Origin of the sequence: Pseudomonas sp. Nvir, from assembly GCF_963778085.1 — a bacterium.
Lineage (GTDB): Bacteria > Pseudomonadota > Gammaproteobacteria > Pseudomonadales > Pseudomonadaceae > Aquipseudomonas > Aquipseudomonas juntendi.
The window spans coordinates 3,598,445-3,615,084 of sequence record NZ_OY970405.1 but is presented as its reverse complement, the minus strand read 5'-3'; the positions used below and the strand labels follow the sequence as shown (position 1 = coordinate 3,615,084).

At 61.9% G+C, this 16,640-nt stretch carries 20 protein-coding genes; 14 read left to right on the top strand and 6 right to left on the bottom strand.

Annotated elements, in window-relative coordinates:
• Positions 1 to 9: 9 nt before the first annotated feature.
• Positions 10 to 648 (bottom strand): LysE family translocator, encoded by a 639-nt coding sequence (locus AACG97_RS17435; protein ID WP_115294176.1) that lies wholly within the window; start codon positions 646 to 648, stop codon positions 10 to 12.
• A 2-nt stretch (positions 649 to 650) separates the two neighbouring features.
• A complete protein-coding gene (locus AACG97_RS17430; protein WP_047149980.1) occupies positions 651 to 1,439 on the bottom strand; it encodes a YqcI/YcgG family protein in 789 nt (262 codons plus the stop codon).
• A 160-nt stretch (positions 1,440 to 1,599) separates the two neighbouring features.
• Here AACG97_RS17430 and AACG97_RS17425 point away from each other — a divergent pair, with 160 nt between their 5' ends.
• Both AACG97_RS17425 and AACG97_RS17420 read left to right on the top strand, forming a co-directional pair.
• On the top strand, positions 1,600 to 2,520 hold the full coding sequence (locus AACG97_RS17425; RefSeq protein WP_029884919.1) for a LysR substrate-binding domain-containing protein: 921 nt from the start codon (positions 1,600 to 1,602) through the stop codon (positions 2,518 to 2,520).
• Between the two features lie 117 nt (positions 2,521 to 2,637).
• The gene (locus tag AACG97_RS17420) at positions 2,638 to 3,129 is read left to right on the top strand and encodes a GNAT family N-acetyltransferase (protein WP_009685896.1); all 492 of its coding nucleotides are present in this window, start codon (positions 2,638 to 2,640) and stop codon (positions 3,127 to 3,129) included.
• A gap of 52 nt (positions 3,130 to 3,181) precedes the next feature.
• On the opposite strand, the gene AACG97_RS17415 is transcribed toward AACG97_RS17420, so the two are convergent.
• On the bottom strand, positions 3,182 to 4,270 hold the full coding sequence (locus tag AACG97_RS17415; protein ID WP_009685895.1) for an asparaginase: 1,089 nt from the start codon (positions 4,268 to 4,270) through the stop codon (positions 3,182 to 3,184).
• Between the two features lie 398 nt (positions 4,271 to 4,668).
• Between AACG97_RS17415 and AACG97_RS17410 the strand changes: the two genes are divergently transcribed.
• The 7 genes from AACG97_RS17410 to AACG97_RS17380 all read left to right on the top strand — a co-directional run bounded on the left by AACG97_RS17410 (position 4,669) and on the right by AACG97_RS17380 (position 11,611).
• Positions 4,669 to 5,622 carry a sugar ABC transporter substrate-binding protein gene (locus AACG97_RS17410; protein ID WP_197885134.1) on the top strand — a complete coding sequence of 318 codons (954 nt, stop codon included), beginning with the start codon at positions 4,669 to 4,671 and terminating at the stop codon, positions 5,620 to 5,622.
• Between the two features lie 26 nt (positions 5,623 to 5,648).
• Positions 5,649 to 7,202, top strand: coding sequence for a sugar ABC transporter ATP-binding protein (locus AACG97_RS17405; protein ID WP_009685893.1), 1,554 nt, complete (start codon positions 5,649 to 5,651; stop codon positions 7,200 to 7,202).
• Positions 7,199 to 8,191: an ABC transporter permease gene (locus AACG97_RS17400; protein WP_047149979.1), complete on the top strand. Its 993-nt coding sequence runs from the start codon at positions 7,199 to 7,201 to the stop codon at positions 8,189 to 8,191. Before AACG97_RS17405 ends, AACG97_RS17400 begins: the two co-directional genes overlap by 4 nt.
• Positions 8,192 to 8,195: 4 nt before the next feature.
• Entirely contained in the window at positions 8,196 to 9,218 is a 1,023-nt protein-coding gene (locus AACG97_RS17395; RefSeq protein WP_047149978.1) for a LacI family DNA-binding transcriptional regulator, read from the top strand.
• A 15-nt stretch (positions 9,219 to 9,233) separates the two neighbouring features.
• Positions 9,234 to 10,142: a ribokinase gene (gene rbsK / locus AACG97_RS17390; RefSeq protein ID WP_009685888.1), complete on the top strand. Its 909-nt coding sequence runs from the start codon at positions 9,234 to 9,236 to the stop codon at positions 10,140 to 10,142.
• The gene (gene rbsD / locus AACG97_RS17385; protein WP_009685887.1) at positions 10,139 to 10,537 is read left to right on the top strand and encodes a D-ribose pyranase; all 399 of its coding nucleotides are present in this window, start codon (positions 10,139 to 10,141) and stop codon (positions 10,535 to 10,537) included. Before rbsK ends, rbsD begins: the two co-directional genes overlap by 4 nt.
• 72 nt (positions 10,538 to 10,609) lie before the next feature.
• On the top strand, positions 10,610 to 11,611 hold the full coding sequence (locus AACG97_RS17380) for a nucleoside hydrolase (RefSeq protein WP_197885135.1): 1,002 nt from the start codon (positions 10,610 to 10,612) through the stop codon (positions 11,609 to 11,611).
• Here AACG97_RS17380 and AACG97_RS17375 read toward each other — a convergent pair.
• Positions 11,583 to 11,795, bottom strand: a complete 213-nt coding sequence (locus AACG97_RS17375) for a hypothetical protein (RefSeq protein ID WP_054904114.1) — start codon at positions 11,793 to 11,795, stop codon at positions 11,583 to 11,585. The genes AACG97_RS17380 and AACG97_RS17375 overlap by 29 nt on opposite strands.
• Positions 11,796 to 12,070: 275 nt before the next feature.
• On the opposite strand from AACG97_RS17375, the gene AACG97_RS17370 reads away from it, so the two are divergent.
• A complete protein-coding gene (locus AACG97_RS17370; RefSeq protein ID WP_054904113.1) occupies positions 12,071 to 12,400 on the top strand; it encodes an I78 family peptidase inhibitor in 330 nt (109 codons plus the stop codon).
• Between the two features lie 75 nt (positions 12,401 to 12,475).
• On the opposite strand, the gene AACG97_RS17365 is transcribed toward AACG97_RS17370, so the two are convergent.
• Together AACG97_RS17365 and AACG97_RS17360 are read right to left on the bottom strand one after the other, a co-directional pair.
• Positions 12,476 to 12,688 carry a cold-shock protein gene (locus tag AACG97_RS17365; RefSeq protein WP_003250656.1) on the bottom strand — a complete coding sequence of 71 codons (213 nt, stop codon included), beginning with the start codon at positions 12,686 to 12,688 and terminating at the stop codon, positions 12,476 to 12,478.
• Positions 12,689 to 12,849: 161 nt separating this feature from the next.
• Positions 12,850 to 13,155: a hypothetical protein gene (locus AACG97_RS17360; protein ID WP_054904112.1), complete on the bottom strand. Its 306-nt coding sequence runs from the start codon at positions 13,153 to 13,155 to the stop codon at positions 12,850 to 12,852.
• Positions 13,156 to 13,489: 334 nt separating this feature from the next.
• Here AACG97_RS17360 and thrS point away from each other — a divergent pair, with 334 nt between their 5' ends.
• The 4 genes from thrS to rplT are packed head-to-tail and all read left to right on the top strand — an operon-like array spanning position 13,490 to position 16,602.
• A complete protein-coding gene (thrS, locus tag AACG97_RS17355; RefSeq protein WP_054904111.1) occupies positions 13,490 to 15,412 on the top strand; it encodes a threonine--tRNA ligase in 1,923 nt (640 codons plus the stop codon).
• Positions 15,412 to 15,963: a translation initiation factor IF-3 gene (gene infC / locus AACG97_RS17350; protein WP_012052879.1), complete on the top strand. Its 552-nt coding sequence runs from the start codon at positions 15,412 to 15,414 to the stop codon at positions 15,961 to 15,963. The genes thrS and infC overlap by 1 nt, the downstream gene beginning before the upstream one ends.
• Positions 15,964 to 16,023: 60 nt before the next feature.
• On the top strand, positions 16,024 to 16,218 hold the full coding sequence (gene rpmI, locus AACG97_RS17345) for a 50S ribosomal protein L35 (protein WP_003250667.1): 195 nt from the start codon (positions 16,024 to 16,026) through the stop codon (positions 16,216 to 16,218).
• 27 nt (positions 16,219 to 16,245) lie between these two features.
• Positions 16,246 to 16,602, top strand: coding sequence for a 50S ribosomal protein L20 (rplT, locus tag AACG97_RS17340; protein WP_003250671.1), 357 nt, complete (start codon positions 16,246 to 16,248; stop codon positions 16,600 to 16,602).
• Positions 16,603 to 16,640 lie beyond the last annotated feature (38 nt).

Genomic DNA, 16,640 nt, shown 5'->3' with positions numbered 1-16,640 from the left:
ACAGCAGTTTCAGGCCGCCAGTTCTTTCAGGTTGTACAGCAGGCCGCCTGCGGCGATCAGCAGCAGCGCCACTCCGGACGCCAGGCTGATGACCCGGTTGCTACGCTGCGAGGCGATCTTGCCGATGGCGAAGATGTACAGGCTGAGCACAGCGAAGTCGATGGCCACCCAGAGCAGCGACAGGACCACCATGCTTTTGCCGAACGACTCGGTGATCTGGATGAACTGCGGGAAGAAGGCGATGAAGAAGATGATGTCCTTCGGGTTGGAAATGCCCACCATGAACCCTTGCAGCAGCCCGCCACGGCCGGGCTTGGCCGCCTCGTTCGGGGCCTCGTTCGAGGCCGCAGCAGCCGGCGCCTGCAGCGCCTCGCGCAGGGTACCCACGGCAATGTGGCCGATGAACAGGCAGCCCAGCAGGCTCATGATGTTGAGCCAGGTCTTGTCGATGGCCGCGCTGGTGAGGATGATCCAGGCGGCTGCGCCAATCAGCACCAGGGACGCCCAGTTGGTGCCGACGGCGGTGAACATGGCCTTGCGCGAGCCCGAAGCGGCCGCAGTGTTGACGATCAGTGCCACCACTGGGCCGGGCGTGGCGATCAGCAGCAGGACGGTGAGGGCATAAGTGGCGGTGAGTGCGGTATTCACGGTCAGTTCTCGATCAGTATGTCGGGTGTCGGCTGGTGTGCGGTGTGGGTATGAAACGGGCAGCGCGACGGGTTCAGCGAACCTGCCTCCTGCAGCTGGTACTGCTTCCATTCGTAGTTGTCGGCATCGCCAAAAGCGCCAAGGGTGTCGGGCACGACGCCATCGTTGTAGTGGTGTACCCGCTCGCGGATGCGCGCGCGGATGCGCCGGCCGCTTTCGCTGCTGGTGTCGGCCACTTCGTCGAAGTTTTCCCGGGGGTTGATGACGAAGGTGATGTGCTGGCCCAGGTTGCGGCTTTTCATGCGCTGGTGGCCGGGGAAGTTCATGTTGATGAACAGCGGCATGCCGGCGTAGCAGAACGACCAGCCGGTATCGGCGGGGTCGGTCGGTATGCCCTGTGGCCAGGGGTGGGGGTCGCGCGCATGCACCCCGCGCAGCACCTTCCAGGCCAGCGCCTGCTGTTCGCTCAGGCTGCTGTCGGCTGCCGTCTGCAGAAACACCACCAGTGGGCTGCCGATGCGCTGCCGGGGTGTGATAGGTGCGATGAGGCGCACATAATCGGCCAGGCCCTGTGCGATATCATCCGCCAGTTGCTCGGCGCGTGCGAACAGGATGTAACAGGTTTCGCCGTTTACCGCCTTGCGGCCGAACAGGCACGGAAATTCGGGGTTGGCGAGAATGGTGCGAAATTGTTCTACGGTGGTGTACGTCCAGTGTTGCATGTCATGACCATGTTCAGCGGCGAGCTCTAGCGCATCCAGGCGATAGCAATTTCCATATCCCGTAAACATGATTTCCCCAGGCGTGAATTTAAATGAACGTTCCAGTCATATGCAGGCAGGATCTTGGTTATATTTGTTTTTTACCTGCATTTTCCGAGACGCACTTCACGTTGTAAAACGCGTGGAACTATGACCTACTATTAGTCTCACTCATGCTCGGGATATCGCCATGTCGGAACGCATCCAGGCCCTGCACGCATTGCGTGCCTTCGAGGTGGCGTCACGCTATGGCTCCTTCACCCGTGCGGCCGAAGAGCTTGCCTTGACCCAGGGTGCGGTCAGCCACCACATCAAGACCCTCGAAGCCATGTTTGGTTGCGACCTGTTCGAGCGCCGTGGGCCCAAGCTGAGCCTGACCGAGCATGGCCGTGTGCTGGCCCAGGAACTGAAAGTGGGCTTCAAGATCATCGAAAATGCCTGCGCGTTGTTGCGCCAGGACCGTTATGGCTTGCGCCTGAAGGCGCCTTCCACGCTGACCGTACGCTGGCTGTTGCGGGCGCTGGATGCGTTCAAGAAGCACGAAGACCACTGCAGTGTGCAGCTGTCGAGCGTGTGGATGGACATCGACAGCGTCGACTTCTATTCCGAGCCTTACGACTGCGCCATTCTTCTGGCCAGCGGGCGCTTCCCTGCCGACATCGACAGCTTCAAGCTGTTCGACGAGTGGCTGATACCGGTATGCCACCCCGATTACATGGCGCAAGCGCAGCCAGCCCTCAGCGACCTGCCGCAGTGCGAGTTCCTGCACCCTTCCCCCGACCGGCGCGACTGGCGGCGCTGGTTGGCGCGGATGGACGCGCTGCACATCAGTATCGACCAGGGGCAGGTATTCGACACGCTGGACCAGGGCATTTCGGCTGCCCAGCAGGGCCTGGGCATTTCGGTCGTCGACCTGGTACTGGCCAGTGCCGACCTGGCGGCCGGGCGCCTGGTTACGCCATTCAAGCATGCCGTGGCCACCGGCGACGGGTACTACATGACCTGGCTCAAGGCCAGCCCCAAGGCGCGGCAGATGCACAAGCTGCGTGACTTCCTGATGGGCCAGGTGCCGCCGCTGGCCTACAAGGATATCGACTACCTGTACGGTTGAGCCGTACTGCTTCGCGGTGGCAGAGCGCTGTGGCCAAAGTGCCTTGCAACGGCTGCGCGCATGCCAGCCAGCGGTTTAGAATGGCCGGCTTGCCATTTTGTTACCCGGAGCCTGCCCATGAGCAACCTGCAATTCCGCCAGCCCGTCATGACCGACGCCGAGCGCTGCTACCAGATTGAGGTGAGTGCCTACGAGGGCGACGAGGCGGCCACCCTGGAAAAGATCCGCACCCGTATCAGCCAGTATCCACAGGGCTTCCTGTTGCTCGAAGAGCAGGGCGGCATCGTGGGATTCATCAACAGCGGCTGTGCCCATGCCGTGGTGATGGCTGACGAGGCGTTCAAAGAGTTGGTCGGGCATGACCCGCAGGCAGCCAATGTGGTGATCATGTCGGTGGTGGTGGACCCTGCGCACCAGGGCAAAGGCTACGCCAAGCGGCTGATGGATGAATTCATTGCGCGGACCAAGGCGCAAGGCAAGCAGACCATTCACCTGATGTGCAAGGAGCAGCATGTCGAGCTGTACCGCAAGATGGGCTACCAGTACGTGCGGCCTTCGCCCTCCGACCACGGTGGCATGGCCTGGCACGAAATGGTCATGGCCCTTTAGGCAACCGTGAAGCGGGCCTCAGCAGCCTGTGGCTGCTGAGGTTGCTGGGGTATCAGTACTCCCAGAAGATCCGCTGCAGCTCCTTGCTGTCCTGGGTCTTGGTCATCGCCACCATGGCCAGAATCCGCGCCTTCTGGGGGTTCAGGTCGTGTGCCACCACCCAGTCGTTCTTGTCATCTGGCTGTTCGGCGTTACGCAGCACGAGGCCACCCTGGTTGACGTGCGACGAGCGAATGATCTGCACACCCTCCTTGCGCAGTTCCTGCAGCGCCGGCACTACCCGTGAAGACACCGAGCCATTGCCGGTACCGGCGTGGATCAGCGCCTTGGCGCCATGTTGCGCCAACGCTTTGTAGGCGGTGTCGGTCACGTTGCCATAGCCATAGGCAATGTCCACCTGTGGCAGGCTGCTGATCTGTTTGATGTCGAACTCGGAGTTGACCGTGTGACGCTTGGCCGGCAGGCGGAACCAGTACGACTTGCCTTCCACGACCATGCCCATTGGCCCCCAGGCGCTCTTGAACGCTTCAGTCTTGATGTTGACGGCCTTGCTTACGTCACGGCCAGACTGGATCTCGTCGTTCATGGTCACCAGCACGCCCTTGCCTCGCGACTGCTGGTCGCCGGCCACGGCCACTGCGTTGTAGAGGTTGAGCATGCCGTCGGCGGACATGGCGGTGCCCGGGCGCATCGAGCCGACTACCACGATTGGCTTGTCGGTCTTCTCGACCAGGTTGAGGAAGTAGGCGGTTTCTTCCAGGGTGTCGGTACCGTGGGTGATGACGATACCGTCCACATCCTTGCTGTCGGCCAGTTCGGCGACGCGTTTGGCCAGCTTGAGCAGGTCATCGTTGCTGATGCTTTCCGAGGCGATCTGCATCACCTGCTCGCCGCGCACATTAGCGATGTCGGCGAGCTCCGGCACGCCGGCGATCAGCTTGTCCACCCCCAGCTTGGCAGCTTGGTAGGTGGCGCTGTTGGCGGCGCTGGCGCCAGCGCCGGCGATGGTGCCACCGGTGGCGAGGATGACCACGTTGGCCAGTTTCTGCCGGGTTTCGGCTTCCTTGGCCGAGGCGGCGGTGGGCAGGACCAGCAGCAGGGCGAGGGCGCTGGGGGCAAAGGTTTTCAGTGCGGCATTCATCGTTCTTGTGCTCTCTTCCAAATGAGATGGTTTTTGAATCGCGCAGCTTGCAAGGCATCTTTCATACCAGCTTGCGCGCGCAGTGGTGCAGGCACCGCCATGTGTTGCAGTGCTGTGCGCAGCAGCCCCGAAACCACGGCCGCAGCGCAGGTTGGCGCAGGTGCAGCGCAGCCCGGCGCGACCCAGGGGGGGCGTTGCGGGGGTAGTGTTCCATTCGAGAATCCGAACAGGCGTAGGAAAAGGTGTTCGGTTTTGCGGAAAGATTCTGGATAATCAGCGCCAACGGTTTCGGCCGCTGACCTGAAAAACGGATTTGACAAACCCTGGTACTGTTTCCATAGTTACGTACCGCAAACGTTTGCGATCCGATAAAAAAACAAGATTCGGAGTCATCGTCCATGAAGCTGCCGTTCCCCGGTCGTCTGCTGGCCCTCGCTGTCGTTTCCTCACTCTCCCTTGCCTTGCCGTTTTCTGCCGCCCACGCCGAAGACAAGCCCAAGGTCGCCCTGGTCATGAAATCGCTGGCCAACGAGTTCTTCCGCACCATGGAAGACGGTGCCAAGGACTACCAGAAAAGCCACGCCGCTGAGTTTGATTTGATTGCCAACGGCATCAAGAACGAAACCGACACTGGCGAACAGATCCGCATCGTCGAGCAAATGGTCAACGCCGGCGCCAAGGCGCTGGTGATCGCGCCGGCCGATTCCAAGGCGCTGGTATCAGCGGTGAAGAAAGCCATGGACAAAGGCGTGGTGGTGATCAACATCGATAACCGCCTGGACCCCGACCTGCTCAAGAGCAAAGGCATCAGCGTGCCCTTCGTCGGCCCTGACAACCGCAAAGGCGCGCGTATGGTGGGCGAGTACCTGGCCCAACAGAAGCTCAAGGCCGGTGACCAGGTGGGCATCATCGAAGGGGTGCCAACCACCACCAACGCCCAGCAGCGCACCGCAGGCTTCAAGGACGCCATGGAAGCCGCCAAAATGAACATCGTCTCGGTCCAAAGCGGTAACTGGGAGATCGACAAAGGCAACGCCGTCGCCGCTTCCATGCTCAACGAATACCCCGACCTGAAGGCGCTGCTGGCCGGTAACGACAGCATGGCGCTGGGTGCGGTTTCGGCTGTGCGTGCCGCCGGCAAGGCGGGCCAGGTGCAAGTGGTCGGCTATGACAATATCAACGCCATCAAGCCCATGCTGGCCGATGGCCGCGTGCTCGCCACCCTTGACCAGGCCGCCAGCCAGCAAGCCGTATTCGGTATTCAGGCAGCATTGAAAATGGTCAAAGGCGAAAAGCCTGACGTGGCTGCCGACAACGTCATCCAGACCCCAGTCAAGCTCGTTACCAAGTAGCCCCGACCCTGCCAGGAGAACCGGCCATGCCTGCATCGGCCAATGAAGTGGTGCTCGCTGCCAGCGGCCTTGGCAAGACCTACGCCCAGCCGGTGCTGGGCGAGGTCAGCCTGAATCTGCGTGCCGGCGAAGTGCTGGCCCTGACCGGCGAAAACGGTGCGGGTAAGAGCACGCTGTCCAAGTTGATCAGCGGCCTGGAAACCCCCACCACCGGGCACATGACCTACCGCGGCCAGGCCTACGCCCCCGCCAGCCGCAGCGAGGCCGAGCGCCTTGGCGTGCGCATGGTCATGCAGGAACTGAACCTGCTGCCAACCTTGACCGTGGCGGAAAACCTGTTTCTCGACAACCTGCCCAGCCGCTTTGGCTGGATCAACCACAAACGCCTGCGCCAGTTGGCCACGGCGGCCATGGCCAGGGTCGGGCTCGATGCCATCGACCCGGATACCCCAGTCGGCGAACTGGGTATCGGCCACCAGCAAATGGTCGAAATCGCCCGTAACCTGATCGGCGACTGCCACGTGCTGATCTTCGACGAACCCACCGCGATGCTGACCGCGCGTGAGGTGGAACTGTTATTTACCCAGATCGACCGCCTGCGCGCGCGCGGGGTGGCCATCGTCTACATCTCGCACCGCTTGGAAGAACTGCAGCGCGTGGCCCAGCGGATCGTCGTACTGCGCGACGGCAGGCAGGTGTGTGACGAGCCCATCCAGCGCTACAGCAGCGCCGAACTGGTCAACCTCATGGTGGGCCGCGAACTGGGCGAACACATCGACCTGGGCCGGCGGCAGCTTGGCGCACCCTTGCTCAAGGTCGAGCGGCTTACCCGCAGCGACAAGGTGCGCGAGGTATCTTTCGAGGTCAGGGCGGGGGAGATATTCGGCATCTCCGGCCTGATCGGCGCGGGCCGCACCGAGTTGTTGCGCCTGATCTACGGCGCCGACCGTGCTGACAGCGGCAGCATCGCATTGGGCCAGCCACCGCAGCCGGTGACCATCGATTCGCCCAAGGCGGCCGTGCGCGCAGGCATAGCCTTGATCACCGAAGACCGCAAAGGCGAGGGCCTGCTGCTGAGCCAGTCGATCAGCGCCAACATTGCCTTGGGCAACCTTGGCGCCGTGTCACGGGCCGGCGTGCTCGACGGCGAGGCGGAAAGGGCTTTGGCCGAGCGCCAGATCCAGGCCATGCGTATTCGCAGCGCCGGTGCGCACCAGGTGGTGGGCGAGCTGTCGGGTGGCAACCAGCAGAAGGTCGTGATCGGCCGTTGGCTGGAGCGCAACTGCCAGGTGCTGCTGTTCGACGAGCCCACCCGGGGCATCGATGTCGGTGCCAAGTTCGACATTTACGGCCTGCTGGCCGAGCTGGCACGCCAAGGCAAGGCCCTGGTGGTGGTGTCCAGCGACCTGCGCGAGTTGATGTTGATCTGCGACCGCATCGCCGTGCTGTCTGCCGGCCGCCTGATCGACACCTTCGACCGTGAGCACTGGACGCAGGATCAACTGTTGGCGGCAGCCTTTGCCGGTTATCAGAAACGTGACGCTCTGCTGCATGAGGCAGCCCCCAGGATGGACGTATGAAAACCACACCGCTCGACAGCCAAGGCGCCGCCGTGCGCCGCAACGGTTCCTATTATGGCCTGGGTACCTACCTGGGCCTGGCCGGCGCCTTGCTGGCGATGATCGTGCTGTTCTCGTTCCTCAGCAGCCACTTCTGGTCGTACAACACTTTCAGCACATTGGCCAACCAGATCCCGGACCTGATGGTACTGGCGGTCGGCATGACCTTCGTGCTGATCATCGGCGGTATCGACCTGTCGGTGGGGTCGGTGCTGGCCCTGGCCGCGTCTACGGTGAGCGTGGCGATGCTCGGTTGGGGCTGGGGCGTGCTACCCGCCGCGCTGCTGGGCATGGCCGTGGCTGCGCTGGCCGGTAGCATCACTGGCAGCGTGACCGTGGCCTGGCGCATCCCGTCGTTCATCGTCTCGCTCGGCGTGCTGGAAATGGCCCGTGGCCTGGCCTACCAGTTCACCGACTCGCGCACCGCCTATATCGGCGATGCCTATGCCTGGTTCTCCGACCCGGTCGCCTTTGGCATCTCGCCAGCGTTCATCATCGGCTTGCTGGTGATCGTGCTGGCCCACCTGGTACTGACCCGCACGGTGTTCGGCCGCTACCTGATCGGCATAGGCACCAATGAAGAGGCCGTGCGCCTGGCAGGTATCGACCCACGGCCCTACAAAGTGCTGGTGTTCGCGCTGATGGGCCTGCTGGCCGGGCTGGCTGCGCTGTTCCAGATTTCCCGGTTGGAAGCGGCCGACCCGAATGCCGGCTCTGGCCTGGAACTGCAGGTCATTGCCGCCGTGGTGATCGGCGGCACCAGCCTGATGGGCGGGCGTGGCTCGGTCATCAGCACCTTCTTCGGCGTGCTGATCATTTCCGTGCTGGCCGCGGGGCTGGCGCAGATCGGTGCCAGCGAACCGACCAAGCGCATCATCACCGGGGCGGTGATCGTCATTGCCGTGGTGCTCGACACTTACCGTAGCCGGCGTGCAGGCCGGCGGAACTGACAACATGGCAACCATCAAAGATGTCGCGGCATTGGCGGGTATTTCCTACACCACGGTGTCCCATGTATTGAACAAGACCCGACCGGTCAGCGAGCAGGTGCGGCAGAAAGTGGAGGCCGCGATTGTCGAACTCGACTACGTGCCCAGTGCCGTGGCGCGTTCGTTGAAGGCTCGTAGCACGGCGACCATCGGCCTGCTGGTGCCCAGCAGCGTGAACCCTTACTTTGCCGAGCTGGCGCGGGGCATCGAGGATGCCTGTGAGCGTAACGGCTATTGCGTGATTCTGTGCAACTCCGATGACAACCCGCAAAAGCAGCGCAGTTACCTGCGCGTGTTGCTGGAAAAGCGTATTGACGGGCTGGTGGTGGCGTCGGTGGGCGAGGACAGCGACCTGCTGCAGAGCCTGGCCGGCGTACGTACGCCCATGGTGATCGTCGACCGCGAGCTGGAAGGGGTGGACGCTGACCTGGTGCGCATTGACCATGAGCACGGCGCTTACTTGGCGACCCAGCACCTGCTGGCCCTGGGGCACCGCGACATCGCCTATATCGGCGGCCCCGCCGATACCGGGGTAACCCAGCTGCGCCTGCGCGGCTTTCATCGGGCCATGGCCGAGGCGCAGGCGCCGGTGCACAGTGACCGTGTGCTGCACTGCGACTTCACCAGCCCGGGCGGCCATGCCGCCGCTGCGCAAGTGTTGCAGGGGCGGCGACCTACGGCCATTTTTGCGGGCAACGACATGATCGGTTTCGGCGTGCTGCGCGCTGCCGCCGAACGCAATATCAACGTGCCCGGCGAATTGTCGGTGATCGGCTTCGACGACATCGAGCTCAGCCGCTACGTGTACCCGCCGTTGACCACCGTGGGCCAGTCGATCCGCGAACTAGGCGAGAGCGCTGCCTCGCTGTTGCTGGCGCGCATCGGCACACCCCGGCAAGGCGTGGCGGAGCAGCGCATCGTCGCCCCGCGCATTGTCTTGCGCGAATCCACCGGGCCGCGCCCGGACCTGTTCAACGATTACCGCTAACGCTAAGGAACTGTCATGAATGCCAAGGTTGTGGTGGTCGGCAGCCTCAACATGGACCTGGTGGTCCGCGCCCAGCGCTTGCCTCGCGCCGGCGAAACCCTGCCCGGTGAGCGTTTTTTCACGGTGCCGGGCGGCAAGGGGGCCAACCAGGCCGTAGCGGCTGCGCGCCTGGGCGCCAGCGTGGCGATGATTGGCAATGTCGGCGATGACGATTATGGCCGCCAGTTGCACCAGGCATTGTCCGCAGAAGGCATCGACTGCCAGGGCGTCAGTACCTGCCCGGGCGTGTCCAGCGGTGTAGCCCTGATCACCGTGGATGCCGCCAGCCAGAATTGCATTGTCGTCATCCCCGGCGGCAATGGCCTGCTGACGCCGCAGTCGGTGCAGCACTTCGAGGCGTTGTTGCAGGCTGCGCAGGTGGTCATCTGCCAGTTGGAGGTGCCGGTCGAGACAGTGGCCTGGACGCTGAAGCGGGCGCACGATCTGGGCAAGCAGGTGATCCTCAACCCGGCGCCTGCCACCGGCCCGCTGCCTGCGCAATGGTTTGCGTTCATCGATTACCTTACCCCCAATGAAAGCGAGGCCGAAGCGCTGACCGGCATTGCGGTGACCGACCAGGCGAGCGCGCAGCTTGCCGCAGAGCGCTTGCTGCAGGCGGGGGCGGGCAAGGTGATCGTCACGCTGGGCGCGCAAGGGGCGTTGCTGGTAACGCCCGAGGGGCACCAGCATTACCCCGCACCGGTGGTGCAGCCGCTGGACACCACTGCTGCTGGCGACACCTTCATTGGCGGCTTCGCTGCGGGCCTGGTGCGTGGTTTGGAGGAGGGCGAGGCCATCGCCTTCGGCCAGCGTGCTGCGGCGCTGTCGGTGACACGCGCTGGCGCGCAGCCATCAATCCCTTACCTGGCGGAGCTGGTGCCATGAAGAAAACCCCGCTGCTGAACGTTGCCCTTTCGCGCACCATCGCCGGCATGGGCCATGGCGATATCCTGGTGATCGGCGATGCGGGCCTGCCGGTGCCGCCAGGCGTGGAAATGATCGACCTGGCGATCACCCCTGGCTTGCCGGACTTCGCCAGTGTGTTGCGGGCCGTGCTGAGCGAGCTTCAGGTAGAGCGGCATGTGCTGGCCGAGGAAATGCAGAAAGTGGTGCCGCCAGCGCTGGTCGAGCTCGAGCGCCTGAAGGGCAAGCTGGGCAAGCGCGAATGGCTTAGCCATGAAGCATTCAAGGTGCTGTCGCGCAGTGCCCGGGCGGTGGTGCGTACCGGTGAGTGCCAGCCCTACAGCAATATCGCGCTGGTTTCCGGCGTCACGTTCTGAGCCGTTGACCAGCCGCCGGTGCCACCCGGCGCGTCTGCCGTTATTCACCGAAGGCAACAGGAGTGCCATTCCATGCTCAAGCCCTGGCTTCAAGGACTCGCTTTCATGCTCACTGCCACCAGCTTGCAGGCTGCCCCCATCGACCTGATCATCGACACCGACCCCGGTGCTGACGACGTGGTCGCCTTGTTCCTGGCCCTGGCCTCGCCAGAAGAACTCAATGTTCGCGCCATCACCACCGTGGCCGGCAATGTGCGCCTGGATAAAACCTCCCGCAACGCGCGCCTGGCGCGCGAATGGGCTGGCCGCGAAGACATCCCGGTTTACGCGGGGGCCGGCCGCCCGCTGGTGCGCGCCCCTGTTTATGCCGCAGAAGTGCACGGCGAAGAAGGCCTGGCCGGCGTTCAAGTGCATGAGCCGAAGGCCCCGCTGGCCGCCGGCAACGCCGTGCAGTACCTGGTAGACACCTTGGCGGCCGCCAAGCCGCACAGCATCACCGTGGCCATGCTCGGCCCACAGACCAACCTGGCCCTGGCGCTGATCCAGCGCCCGGAGATTGCCAAGGGCATCAAGGAGGTGGTGGTCATGGGCGGCGCCCACTTCAACGGCGGCAACATCACCCCGGCGGCAGAATTCAACCTCTACGCCGACCCCCATGCAGCCCAGGTGGTTCTGGCCAGCGGGGTGCAACTGACCTATCTACCGCTGGACGTCACACACAAGCTGCTGACCAGCGACGCCCGGCTGCAGCAGTTGGCCGCGGTGAATACACAAGCCAGCAAGCGGGTGGTGGACATTCTCAACGTGTACATCAAGCACGACATGGCGTTGTACGGCATGCCCGGCGGTCCGGTGCATGACGCCAGCGTCATCGCCTACTTGCTCAAGCCCGAACTGTTCAGCGGCCGGCGCATTCACCTGAGCATCGACAGCCGCGAAGGCCCGACCTTTGGTCAGACCGTCGCTGACTGGCACGGCGTGCTCAAGCAGCCGGCCAATGTGCTGTGGGTGGAGCAGGGTGACGCCCAAGGCCTGTTCGACCTGCTTAGCGCCCGGTTGGCGCGGCTGCAATAGCTGCGCGCGGGGCGTAGCGCTCCAGCACCTGCTCGATGAAGCTGCGTGCTGCTTCGGGGCCGCGGTCGCGCACCAGCAGGTCGATGCCGATCAACAGCAACTCCTCTGGTGTGCCAGGGCTGTACGCACTCTGGCCCTCGGCCCACTTGACCTTGATATCGGCATCGATGGTGTGGCTGCTCATGAAAAGCTCTCGCTAGGGGCCCGGAACGAAGGGGTGAACACCTGACCCTGGTGTTCGATGGAGGCGGGATGCACTCCACTTCTTGCAGCAAATCATGGCTTTGCGCCAGTGACCGTGCGCGCTAAGCATATGGCAAACGCAGCGGGTTGTGCAAAATCCGGTCACGATTGCTTTTCCCCCTCGTTGATCGAGTTCAGGCAGACTTGACCGGTTTTGCAACAAATGATGAGCGGAACTGTCGGATCAGACATTCCCATACCGATTTAGGAGGCTTCATGTTCCGTACCCGTGCTTACCTGGCAACCCTGGCGATGGCTGCTGTCCTGGCTGGTTGCAGCACTGGTGGCGATGCTGGTGGTAATGCCAGTGGGGCTGCACCGGCTGCGCCGGCCGGCAACGACGGCCGCTGCGATGCCAGCGGCGCAGACTTTGCCATGGGCAAGCAAGCCAGTGCCGAGTTGCTGGAGCAGGCGCGCAAGGCCAGTGGTTCGCAAATAGCGCGTATTCTCAAGCCGCACGACGTGGTAACCCTGGAGTACCGGTCCGAGCGCTTGAACCTTAACGTCAATGAGCAGGGTGTGGTCAACCGCGTCAACTGCGGCTGATTCAGCTACCCCCGGCCCCTGGGGCGCGCCCAAAAAAAACCCGCCACAAGGGCGGGTTTTTTACAGCTATCCGAATTACTCCGGACGAACCTGTGCAGCCTGCATGCCTTTCTGGCCGCGCTCGGCGACGAAGGAAACAGTCTGGCCTTCTTTCAGGCTCTTGAAGCCGTCAGATTCGATGGCTTTGAAGTGAACGAACAGGTCGTCGCCGCCGCCTGCTGGGGTGATGAAGCCGTAGCCTTTCTCATCATTGAACCATTTGACGGTGCCTTGTTGGCGATTGGACATGGGTGAATCTCCAGAACATTTAGTTTTTCGGTGGTGCAATGCGGCCGAGGCTACGGAGCACGGGACGTATCATAGTCCATTTCTGCGCATCTAGCGCCTTTTACCTTCGCCGGATATTGATCCAGCTCAAAGATTTACCGGCCGACTTTGGCTTTAAGGTTTCAGCTCTTCGGTGCGCAGGCCTGTTTCACAACCGTTTGCGCTTTCTGCATCAGCTTGGCGTCCACGCCATCCTTGCTGTCCAGGTCGGCAATTTCGGCATCGGTGAAGTTCTTCTTGATGGCTTGGGCGCCACAGTCGCAGTGTTTCTTCGCAGTTGCAGCATCAACGCCCTGGCCGCTGGCCACCTGCGTGCACTGGGCCATGTAGCCGGCCTCTTTCCCCGGTGGGAAGTTGCCAGCGTTCGCGGCTACCGGCAGCAGCAGGGCAGCAGTGGCCGCCAGGGCCAGAAGAGACGGAACTCGCATAACCAGTTACTCCTTGGGTTAAGGTCTCATCAAGAGTAGGTTGCTTCCCAAAGTCTGATAGGGCTTTTTCCGGGTTAGTTCACCCCGACCCTGTAATTTCCAAATATTTCTGCCTGCGGTGCAACCCGCGTGCTAGCATGCTCGGCTTGTGTTCGCGCCTTTGCCTGGCGCAGCCATTTTTCTTTCCAGTCACTCTGGTTCGTCCCTCGCAAGCCGAAAGGCTTCTGCCACTGTGAGGCAGGCTTCCTTTGCAGGAAGGCAGGTCGGATCTTGTACTGGCTCATCCCAACCCACGTGACCTTTGGTAGGGGTCACCACTAGGAGAGGAGGCGCCATGCCCGTTATTACTCTTCCCGATGGCAGTCAGCGTTCGTTTGATCACGCCGTATCCGTAGCCGATGTCGCCGCATCCATTGGTGCAGGCCTCGCCAAGGCCACCGTGGCCGGCAAGGTCGACGGCAAGCTGGTCGACGCCTGCGACCTGATCAGCCACGACGCCACACTGCAGATCATCACCCCTAAAGATGCAGAGGGACTGGAGATCATCCGCCACTCGTGCGCCCATTTGGTCGGCCACGCGGTGAAGCAGCTGTACCCGACCGCCAAGATGGTGATCGGCCCGGTGATCGACGAAGGCTTCTATTACGACATCGCCTACGAGCGCCCCTTCACCCCTGAAGACCTGGCCGCCATCGAAAAGCGCATGATGGAGCTGATCGACAAAGACTACGACGTGATCAAGAAGGTCACCCCGCGCGCCGAAGTCATCGACGTTTTCACCGCTCGTGGCGAAGACTACAAGCTGCGCCTGGTCGAAGACATGCCGGACGAACAGGCCATGGGCCTGTACTACCACGAAGAATACGTTGACATGTGCCGTGGCCCGCACGTGCCCAACACCCGCTTCCTCAAGGCTTTCAAGCTGACCAAGCTGTCCGGCGCCTACTGGCGTGGCGATGCCAAGAACGAGCAGTTACAGCGCGTGTACGGCACCGCCTGGGCGGACAAGAAGCAGCTGGCAGCCTACATCCAGCGCATCGAAGAAGCCGAAAAGCGCGACCACCGCAAGATTGGCAAGCAGCTCGACCTGTTCCACTTGCAGGAAGAAGCCCCAGGCATGGTGTTCTGGCATGCCAACGGCTGGACCGTCTACCAGGTGCTCGAGCAGTACATGCGTGGCGTGCAGCGCGAAAACGGCTACCAGGAAATCAAGACCCCGCAGGTTGTCGACCGTATTCTGTGGGAGCGTTCCGGCCACTGGTCCAACTACGCCGAGAACATGTTCACCACTTCGTCGGAAAGCCGCGACTACGCGGTAAAACCGATGAACTGCCCGTGCCACGTGCAGGTGTTCAACCAGGGCCTGAAAAGCTACCGCGACCTGCCGCTGCGCCTGGCCGAGTTCGGTGCCTGCCACCGTAACGAGCCATCCGGTGCCCTGCACGGCATCATGCGCGTACGTGGCTTCGTACAGGACGACGCGCACATCTTCTGCACCGAAGAACAGGTGAAGAAAGAAGCAGCCGACTTCATCAAGCTGACCCTGGACGTGTACAAGGACTTCGGCTTCAGCGACATTGCCATGAAGCTGTCCACCCGCCCGGCCAAGCGTGTCGGTTCCGAAGAGCTGTGGGACCGTGCCGAAGGTGCACTGGCCGACGCCCTCAACGAATCCGGCCTGGAGTGGGAATACCAGCCAGGCGAAGGTGCCTTCTACGGTCCGAAGATCGAGTTCACCCTGCGTGACTGCCTTGGCCGTAACTGGCAGTGCGGTACCCTGCAGTACGATCCGAACCTGCCAGAGCGCCTGGATGCCAGCTATATCGCCGAAGACAACAGCCGCGTGCGCCCGGTAATGCTGCACCGTGCCATCCTCGGCTCGTTCGAGCGCTTCATCGGCATGCTGATCGAGCACTACGCTGGCGTGTTCCCGGCCTGGCTCGCACCGACCCAGGCGGTGATCATGAACATCACCGACAAACAGGCCGATTTCGCCCTTCAGGTGGAGAAATCTCTGAACGGTAGCGGTTTCCGTGCCAAGTCGGACTTGAGAAATGAGAAGATCGGCTTTAAAATCCGCGAGCATACTTTGCTCAAGGTCCCGTACCTTTTGGTTATAGGGGACCGCGAAGTCGAAACGCAAACCGTCGCTGTGCGCACTCGCGAAGGTGCTGACCTGGGCTCCATGCCCGTCGCCCAGTTCGTTGAGCTGCTGAATCAAGCGGTTTCCCGGCGTGGTCGCCAAGAATCGGAGTAATGACTATTAAGCGTGAAATGAGAAACGATAAGCGTGCTGTACCGAAGGCCCCGATCAACGAGAATATCTCGGCCCGCGAGGTTCGGTTAATTGGCGCAGACGGCGAGCAAGTTGGCATCGTCTCGATTGATGAAGCGCTGCGTATCGCTGATGAAGCGAAGCTGGACCTGGTAGAAATCTCTGCAGACGCAGTACCACCTGTCTGCAAGGTGATGGACTACGGCAAGCACCTCTTCGAGAAGAAGAAGCAGGCTAACGAAGCCAAGAAAAACCAGAAACAGATCCAGATCAAAGAAATCAAGTTTCGTCCAGGGACGGAGGATGGGGATTACCAGGTAAAACTACGCAACCTGGTACGTTTCCTTACCGATGGGGACAAGGCCAAGATCTCTCTGAGATTCCGCGGCCGTGAGATGGCCCACCAGGAGCTGGGCATGGAGCTGTTGAAGCGGGTCGAAGCCGACCTCGCCGAATACGGCACCGTTGAGCAGCATCCTAAGATGGAAGGACGCCAGCTTATGATGGTCATCGCCCCCAAGAAAAAGAAATAATCTCCCGGGCACGGCAGGCCTGATGATTATGTGTAATTTTATCGAATGCGGAGTTCCAACATGCCAAAAATGAAAACCAAGAGCGGTGCTGCGAAGCGCTTCCTGAAGACTGCTTCGGGCTTCAAGCACAAGCACGCTTTCAAGAGCCACATCCTGACCAAAATGTCGACCAAGCGTAAGCGTCAACTGCGCGGTGCCAGCTTGCTGCACCCGTCCGACGTGGCGAAAGTCGAGCGCATGCTGCGCGTACGTTAATTCTGGTTAAGATAGAGGAAGTTACTCATGGCTCGTGTTAAGCGCGGCGTTATCGCTCGTAAGCGTCACAAAAAAATTCTGAAGCTGGCTAAAGGTTACTACGGTGCACGTTCGCGCGTATTCCGTGTAGCCAAGCAAGCGGTCATCAAGGCTGGCCAATACGCCTACCGCGACCGTCGCCAGAAGAAGCGTCAGTTCCGCGCACTGTGGATCGCTCGTATCAACGCCGGTGCCCGCACCAACGGTCTGTCCTACAGCCGTCTGATTGCTGGCCTGAAAAAGGCTTCGATCGAAATCGACCGTAAGGTTCTGGCCGATCTGGCAGTGAACGAAAAAGCGGCGTTTGCTGCGATTGTCGAGAAAGCTAAAGCCGTTCTGGCTTAAGTACCCGCGACAATCACCCGGCGGCGCTCGCGGCGCCG